Raw genomic sequence first — 7,938 nt, 5'->3', positions numbered from 1 at the left:
GAAGTCGGCCGGGCCGACTTCCCGCGCACGCCGGGGCGGGCCCGGGTCAGGCCAGGAGGTCGGACTGGAGGGTGACGACCTGGCGGAAGGGGGCGATGGGGATGCCGTCGGGGTTGGTCATGGTGATGACGGCCAGGACGTCCGCGGCGGCGAGGTAGGCGACGCGGGCGGTGGGGGTGCCCTTGGGGCCGGTCGCCGTGGACTCCTGGGTGGTCAGCTCGACGCTGTCGACGGTGTCCCAGTTCTCGTGGGAGGTGGACTTGGTGTCGGGGGCGGCCTTGGAACGGCCCTTGTTGCGCAGCGAGGTGTAGGTGTCCCAGGACTCGCCGGCGGAGCCGAAGCGCAGCAGCCGGATCTGGGTGCGGGTGCCGTCGGAGGTCGTCCACTCCCGGACGGTGGCCGCGCGGCAGGCGTTCTGCAGGAGCAGTTCGTGCAGCTTGGCCGGGTCCTGCTGCTCGGCGAGGATCGCGTCGCAGGGCACCCAGTCCGCGGTGGCCGCGGCGGCGGTGGGCGTGGCCGTCGGGGAGGCGCTCGGCGGGGCGCTCGGCGACGCCGTCGGGGTTCCCGGGGCGGTGGGGCTCAGCGTGGGGACCGGGAAGGTCGGGGCGGTGACGGCGCCGCCGGCCTCCTTGGGGGCGGGCAGCAGCAGGTGGCGCAGGTCCGCGTAGTGGAGGGTCTTGCCCTTGGCGTCCGGCGCGGGCTTGCCGGAGGGCAGGGGCGGCAGGGCCAGCGGCGGGAAGGTGTAGCGGCCGTCCTTCGCGGTGGCCAGGCCCGGGATGTCGGTGCGCTCGGGGGCGGTGACGGCCAGGGCGGTGCCGGTGCCGGCGAGGGCGAACACCAGGGCGGCGCAGCTCCAGCGCACCGCGGCCTTGCGGCGGCGGGCCCGGTGGGCAAGCCTTTCGACGGGATCCTCGACGGCGGCGGGCTCGGTGAACTCGACGGCGCCGATGGCCGTTTCGGTCAGCGGCGGGGCCGGCGGGGCCGGCGGGGCCGGCGGGGCCGGCGGGGCCGGCGGGGCCGGCGGCAGCGGGTCGGACGCGGGCTGCGGCGGGGTGGAGTGGTCGGTCATGCTGACGCTCCCGGGCGGGCGAGTCGGTCGAGCTGCAGGGTGAAGAGGGCGACGATCTTGTCCTTGGGCAGCGGTGCCACGCCCTCGGCGTTCATGACGACCAGCAGGTCGCCCTCGGCGGCCGAGCACTCCAGGTAGTCGATCGGGGCGGACGGCGGCGCAGGCATCAGGTAGCAGTGCGCCTCGGGGTGGCCGGGGATCGACGGGCCGATCCGGAACAGGCCGGTGTCGCCGGTGAAGACCGCGGTGTACTCGTTGATCCGCTGTACTTCCTGCTGGTTGAACTGGCGCAGCTTCAGGCCGATGACCAGGTCGTCGCTGCCGGCGAGGTAGGTGCGCACCCCGGTGGCCTTGACGTGCAGGCCCTCCCAGTAGGAGCGGAGCTTGTCGCGCTTCTCCTTGGGGACCTGCTGGAGTTCGGCGTCCAGCTGGGCTGACAGCTGCTCGCCGTTCAGCTCGGTGTCGTTGCCGTAGACGCCGTCGTCCGGGCCGGGTTCGTAGCCGGCGGGGACGGGCAGCAGCAGGTCGCGCAGCGAGCCGAAGTGGCTGCCGTTGGACTTGGCACCGTAGGGGGTGGCGGTCGCGGTCGGGGTGGGGCCGGTGGACGGGGCGGCTGCGGTGGCCGGGGCCGGGTCGTCGTACTGGGTCTTGATGATGCCGATGCCGATGACCACGCCGACCAGCGCGGCCGCGGCGGTCGCGGCGCCCGCGCGCAGCAGACGGCGGGAGGCGGCGTTGGGCGCGGCGGGGTGCGTCGCGTCGGCGTGCGGGGCCTCGGGGGCCTCGGGGTGCGTCGCGGCGGAGTCCGGCGCCTCCGCGTGCGGCGCGGTGGAGTTCGGCGCCTCGGGGGCCGGCGCCTCCGCGTGCGGGGCCCCGGGGGCCGGGGTCACGGTGTCGTCGTTCATATCAGCCGCTCCCACTGCCGCTTGGCGAGGTCCTTGAGGACGTCGGCGCTCACCTGCTGGGTGCCGAAGACCTCGATCGTCATCTGCACCGAGCCGCGCTTGGCGACGGCCTCGCCGTAGTAGTACTGCTCGGTGCTCTCGGCCCAGTTCCGGGCCGCGGTCTCGACCTTGTAGCCGCCGTTGGCGCCGTCGGCGAACGGCACCCAGCTGGAGGACTTCGCCTCGTCGGCGTGGTCGGCCGTGTACTGGACCAGCGAGACGCGGTAGCGGGTGTCGTCCTTCTTCCAGTCGACCTCGGCCGCGCGCCGGAAGCCGCGCGAGGCGAGGTCGCGGAACGTGAGGGCCGCGTTGCCGCTCTGCTCGGCGATCTCGCCGATGGAGACCCAGCCGGGCTTGTCCGGGCTGTCACCCCAGGGGGTGCTGCCCTCGGGGGCGGTGATCAGCAGCTTGGTCAGGTCGCCCTCGATGGCCGGCGGCGCGGGCTGCTGGGCGGCGAGGGCGGCCGGGTCGACCGTCCCGGCCGGGTAGGCGGGGCGGGCGACCTGCAGCGGCGGCAGCGGCGTGGGCGGGCGCTGGGCCTGCACGGCGTAGCCGACGCCGCCGCCGGCCAGGGCGCCCAGCGCCAGGGCGCAGGCGGCCAGGGCGACCGGGCGGGGGCGGCGCGGGGTGCGGGGTGCGCGCTCGGGGCCGGTCTCCAGCAGCTCGCCCGGCTGGGTCGGGAACGGCCCGGTGGCGTACGGGTCGGCGGCGGGCGGCGTCAGGGGCGGCGGGACGGCGGGCGCGGGCGGCGCCGGTGGCGCGGCGGGCGCGGCGGGCACCGGCTCCGCGGGTTCGGTGGTCACGGGAGTGGCTCCAGAGGAGGAAGGGAGGGTGGCGTCGGTGGGCGGGCGGCGGCGCGCGGGGTGCGCGGGGCTCAGCCGCCCGAGGCGAGCCAGTCGCGCTGGCGCTTCATCAGCTCGCTCAGCAGCGCCTTGTCGGGCGTCCCCTTCACGTCGACGTCGATCGTGTACTGGACGTCGCCCTGGCTGGCGATGCCGGTCATCGAGCCGGTGTAGGCCTGCTGCTTGGGCTTCTTCAGGTAGCCGCGGGCGTCGGGGAGGCCGTCGAGGTCGATCGGGTCCAGCGACTTGATCTTGTAGCCCTTGACGAAGTCGGTCGCCATCGAGGCGGAGCCGAAGTGCAGCAGGGTGACGGTCACTTCGGCCTTGCCGTCGGCCGTCCGGTACATCCGGCTCGCGCCCTCCTTGTAGCCGTAGGAGGCGAGGATGTCCTTGATGCCGTCCTGCTTGCCGAAGATCTCGGCGACGTCGTCGTCGGTCATCGTCATGCCGTCGGCGGGCCCGTAGGACTCGCCGCCGGCGGGGATCGGGAGCAGGAAGTAGCGCAGGTCGCCCGCGTGCTTGCCGCCGCTGACGGTGCCCTTGACGGTGCTGGCCGGGGCGGGCTCGGTCGGGACGGCGGTCGGCACCGGGACGGGCTCGGGGGTGGGCGAGGCGCTCGCGGTGGCGCTCGCGCTCGCCTGCGGGGCGGCGGTGACGACGGGTGCGGCGGCCGGGTGCGGGTCGGGCTTGCCGACGGCGACGGTCACCGCGGCGCTGGCCGCGGTGACCGCGAGCAGGCCGGCGGTGGCCAGCGCGACGCCGACGGCGCGCGGCAGGCGGCGCGCGGCGGCGGGCGCGGCAGGGTCAGCGGCAGGCGTGGCGGCGGGCTCGGCAGTCGTGGCGGCGCCCGGCACGGCAGGCTCGGCGGCCGGCGCGGCAGCGGGCTGCTCTCCGGGAGCGGCGGCAGGAACAGGCGCGGGCGGCTGGGCCGGTGCCGGAGGTTCGGCGGCGGCGCTCTCGTTCTCGGGCTCGGGCAAGGGACTCCCCCAGGGAAGGAATGCGGAATTCCACGCGCGGGGCCCCCTCGTGGGACGTACTCCCCCCAGCGGGTTCTCCGGACCGTCCGTCACGCGTGTCAGCAGGAATTATGAGAGTTCGCTGAAGGCGCTGCCAACAAAATCAATCACCGCACTCTCCCCCAATGCTTGATGAACCGGACACGTCGTGATCTAACCGCAATGGGCCGCCGCGGCCCGGTGTGACGATGTCGCGGCCGCGTCACCGCTCGGCACGGAACCCGGCCCGGGGGTGTGGGCGGGCTGCCCGGCGGTAGGAGGATCGACGGGAAGGCTGGACGACGGGGGAAGGACGGCGCCGTGACGGACGGGGGGCGCGGCCGGGGGTGGACGGCGTCGGCCGCGGTGGCACTGGCGGTGCTGGCCGTGGCGGGCGCGACGGCGGTGTGGCACTGGTCGCTGGACGAACCGGTGGGCGGGGTGCGGGAGTCGGTGTGCGCGGCCGCGCTGGCGGTGGCGGTGGCCGCGGCCGTCCCGCTGCGCGGGCGGGCGTCGGGCCGGGGGTTCGCGCCGGTCGGCGCGTTCGCGGTGGTGTTCCTGCTGGCCGCCTGGGGCACGGTGTTCGCGACGGCCCAGGCCGCCGACACCATCCGCACCCGGGTGCACGAGCCGCGCAGCGTGCCGGCCGTGGTGACGCATTGCCGGGTGAGCGGCCAGGTCCCGGTGGAGGGCGGCGGTCTGGGGGCCAGGACGTACGCCTGCACCTACCGCTGGAGCGTGGACGGGCGGTCGTTCGGCGAGGAGCGACCGGTCGACGCGCCCTACCCGGACGGCCACGAGACCCGGGTCCGGCTGGAGGACGGCGGGCGGATGGCCACCGGCCGGCCGAGCGCGCTGTCGATCCCGTTCTGGATCGTCCTGGCCCTGGCCGGGCTGGCCGCCTCGGGGGCCTTCGCCTTCCAGCTGGTGGCGTGGGCGGCGGACGCGGGCCTGTGGGACGACCGACGGCGGGGCTGACCGCGCGCCGGAGGGCGGCGGGCTGACGGTGCGCCGGGACCGGTCGGCGGCTGACGGTGCACCGGAACCGCGTCCTGAACGGATCGGGTACGGACGGACGTGGACGGGAGTAGGAGGGCCGGCACCCCGACCGCACCTCGACGGCGCCCGGACCGCACCTCGACCGCACCTCGACCGCACCCCCGCGGCGCCCCGGCGGCACCCCGCCCCCGATAGGTAATCGATCGACATATGTCGCCCGACTGACTATCGTGGGCGGTGCGGTGGCCGTCGTGCCGCCGCGTTCCCGACCCACGCGCGAGAGGACCTCCGTGCCCCGACTCCCCCGTACCGCCGGCACATTCGCCGTCGGTGCCACCGCCGTCGTGATGCTGGCGCTGGCCGTGCCGCCCGCCCTGGCCCTGCCGGCCGCAGGCGCCCCCGCACCGGACGCGGACCCGGTGCCCGCCCTGGTGGACGGCACCGGCACCGCCGCCCCGCAGTTGGTGACCGGCCTGTCCGAACCCGCGCCCGGCGACCCGGCCGGGGCCGCGCTCGCCCACCTCGCGGCCCACCCCGACCGCTACCGCATCGACACCGGCGAGCTCGCCGCACTCGGCTCCACGACGGGCCCCGACGGCCGCAGCACCGTCAGGTTCGAGCAGCGCCACGGCGGGATACCGGTGCTCGGCGGCCAGTACCTGGTGCACCTGTCCGGCCAGGGCGCCGGGCAGAAGGTGGAGTCCGCGGGCGGACGCTACTTCACCGGCCTGAGCGCCCCCACCACCCCCGCCGTCCCGGCCGAGGCCCTGCGGCGGGCGGCCATCGCCGAGCTCCCCGACCCGCCGGCCCGCGCCGGCGCCACCGCCGAGGACCACGGCCCGGTGATCCTGCCCGACGGCCCCGGCCGCCTCACCGAGCACTACACCGTGCGCGGCACGGCGGGCGGCACCGCCCGGGAGGTGTACGTCGACGCCACCACCGGTGCGGTCGCCCTCGCCCACGACGCCCGCGCGCCCCGGCCCGCCGCCGACCCGGCCCCGGCCGCCCCCGCACCGGCCGCCCCCGCACCGGCCGATCCGGGCACCGGGCTGCAGCCCGCCACCGGCACCGCCCCCGACGCCCACGGGCGCAGCACCGCGGTGAACATCGCCAAGCGGGCGGACGGCACCTACCAGCTCACCGACCTCACCCGCCCCGCCACCGTCACCACCTACGACGCCGCCGGGCGCGACGCGGGCGACTTCGACGGCGTGCCCGTCCCGGCCGACGCCGCCCCGGCCTCCTCCCCCGCCCCCGCCTTCCCCGCCGCCACCGGGGACGACGGTGCCACCGACGCGCACGTCAACGCCGGGCTGGTCCTCGACTTCTACCGCAACCGGCTCGGCCGCAACGGTCTGGACGGCCAGGGCGGGGCGATCGTCTCGGTGGTGAACGTGAGCGACGGCGGCAAGCCGTTCCCGAACGCGTTCTGGGACGGCTCCAAGATGGTCTACGGCTCCGGCCCCGGTTCCTACCCGTTCTCCGTCGCCCTGGACGTGGCCGGGCACGAGATGACCCACGGCGTCGTCCAGCACACCGCCAAGCTGCTCTACCTCAACCAGTCGGGCGCCATGGACGAGGCCATCGCCGACTACTTCGGCAACGCCATCGAGGTCACCGCCCGCGGCCTGTCGATGGACGACCCCGCCGCGGCGCTGCTCGGCGAGAGCCTGTGCCGCACCGGCACCCCGCAGGCCTGCGCCACGCGCCGTCTGGACGACCACCGCACCACCACGGCCGACTTCCTGGGCACCCGGTACTCCATCGACTCGGGCGGGGTGCACCTCAACTCCACCATCTTCGGCGGCGCGCTCTGGGACATCCGGCGCACCCTCGACCCGCTCACCGCCGACCGCGTCGTCTACCACGCGCTCGCCGACTACCTCACCCCGCTGGACGACTTCCAGGCCGGACGCGACGCGGTGCTCGCCGCCGGCCGCGACCAGGGCCTGGACAAGCGCCAACTGCGGGCGCTGGCCGCCGCGTTCGACGCGCACGGGATCCGTCCCGGCTGGCAGCGCCGGCTCGGCACCGACAGCCGCATCCTGCTGCAGAACGTCTCCAACGGCATGGCCACCCCGGCCGTCGCCCGCGGCCACTGGGTGATCCTCGGCGACGGGGCCGCCGGCACCGGGCTGTACACCGGTACCGTCGACGGGCACGGCACCCCGGTGCGCCTGAGCCCCGAGGACGGCCGCATCCACAGCTGGGCCGCCACCGACGGGACGAACGCCGTGTGGGTGGCCATGGGCGGCCCCCCCGGCACGGGGCAGGAGGTGCTGACCGCTCCGCTGAGCGGCGCCGGCCCCGTACGGAGCGTCTTCCGCTCCACCTCCCCCGCCCAGCAGCTCGGCAACGCCCGGATCTCCGGCACCGACATCGTCTTCACGGTCTCCGAGAACGGTCACTCCCGGCCGTACCTGAGCCGCGACGGCGCCGCGCCGGTCGCGCTCCCGCTGCCCGAGGGGCACGCCGTGTCCGAACTCACCCTCAAGGACGGCCTCGTCGCCTGGACCGAGACCTGGCAGGACGGTGACCAGCAGGTGACCGTACCGACCGTCTACTCCGTCGCGGCCGGGAAGGTCACCGCGCGGTACCCCGCGCACGCCCCGGCGGGCTCCGGGCCGAGCAGCGCCGGCTCCCTCACCCTGGCGGGCGGGCGCCTGCTGTGGGTGGACCTGCCCGACGACCGCACCGTGCGCAGCACGATCCGCTCCGCGGCCCCGGACGGCTCGGGCGTCGTCGACCTGGTGGGCGCCGGTTCCCCGAACGCCCCGCGCTCCACCACCCTCGCCGTCTCCGACCAGGCCGTCACCTACCGGGTCGAGGGCGACAAGCCCGCCGGCGGCTGGACCAACGCCGCGCTGCCGAAGCTGTGGCAGGTCCCGCTCGCCGGCGGCACCCCGCAGCGGCTGTCCTGCAACCGCGGCGGCCAGTACGAGGCCGCCGCCGACCAGGGCACCCGGGTGGTGTGGCTGGACGCCACGGTCGGCCGCACCGACCTGGTGGTCCGTGACCGTCCGGCGGGCACCTGCTGAGCGGATCTCACCGGCGCAGCGGCGGCGGGGCCGCGGGGCGAACTGCCCCGC

At 76.1% G+C, this 7,938-nt stretch carries 6 protein-coding genes; 2 read left to right on the top strand and 4 right to left on the bottom strand.

From position 1 onward, the window contains the following. Nucleotides 1-46: 46 nt before the first annotated feature. The 4 genes from ACFV04_RS42640 to ACFV04_RS42625 form a co-directional block, all read right to left on the bottom strand. Nucleotides 47-1,069 (bottom strand): hypothetical protein, encoded by a 1,023-nt coding sequence (locus ACFV04_RS42640; protein WP_380536484.1) that lies wholly within the window; start codon nucleotides 1,067-1,069, stop codon nucleotides 47-49. Then, on the bottom strand, nucleotides 1,066-1,974 hold the full coding sequence (locus tag ACFV04_RS42635; protein WP_380536483.1) for a hypothetical protein: 909 nt from the start codon (nucleotides 1,972-1,974) through the stop codon (nucleotides 1,066-1,068). Before ACFV04_RS42635 ends, ACFV04_RS42640 begins: the two co-directional genes overlap by 4 nt. Further along, nucleotides 1,971-2,816: a hypothetical protein gene (locus tag ACFV04_RS42630; protein ID WP_380536481.1), complete on the bottom strand. Its 846-nt coding sequence runs from the start codon at nucleotides 2,814-2,816 to the stop codon at nucleotides 1,971-1,973. Before ACFV04_RS42630 ends, ACFV04_RS42635 begins: the two co-directional genes overlap by 4 nt. Nucleotides 2,817-2,887: 71 nt before the next feature. Beyond that, a complete protein-coding gene (locus ACFV04_RS42625; RefSeq protein ID WP_380536480.1) occupies nucleotides 2,888-3,832 on the bottom strand; it encodes a hypothetical protein in 945 nt (314 codons plus the stop codon). A 339-nt stretch (nucleotides 3,833-4,171) separates the two neighbouring features. Between ACFV04_RS42625 and ACFV04_RS42620 the strand changes: the two genes are divergently transcribed. Together ACFV04_RS42620 and ACFV04_RS42615 are read left to right on the top strand one after the other, a co-directional pair. Further along, complete coding sequence (locus ACFV04_RS42620; protein ID WP_380536479.1) at nucleotides 4,172-4,828, top strand: hypothetical protein; 657 nt, start codon at nucleotides 4,172-4,174, stop codon at nucleotides 4,826-4,828. 311 nt (nucleotides 4,829-5,139) lie between these two features. Beyond that, nucleotides 5,140-7,887, top strand: a complete 2,748-nt coding sequence (locus tag ACFV04_RS42615) for a M4 family metallopeptidase (RefSeq protein WP_380536477.1) — start codon at nucleotides 5,140-5,142, stop codon at nucleotides 7,885-7,887. Nucleotides 7,888-7,938 lie beyond the last annotated feature (51 nt).

Source organism: Kitasatospora sp. NPDC059599 (assembly GCF_042735125.1).
In the GTDB taxonomy this organism is placed as follows: domain Bacteria; phylum Actinomycetota; class Actinomycetes; order Streptomycetales; family Streptomycetaceae; genus Kitasatospora.
Note: the sequence above shows the minus strand (reverse complement) of the source record. Positions and strands in the feature narration are given on the sequence as shown.

Coding starts and splice junctions, on each gene's coding strand:
- ACFV04_RS42640 (WP_380536484.1), bottom strand. CDS start 1,069: ATGACCGACCACTCCACCCCGCCGCAGCCCGCGTCCGACCCGCTGCCG.
- ACFV04_RS42635 (WP_380536483.1), bottom strand. CDS start 1,974: ATGAACGACGACACCGTGACCCCGGCCCCCGGGGCCCCGCACGCGGAG.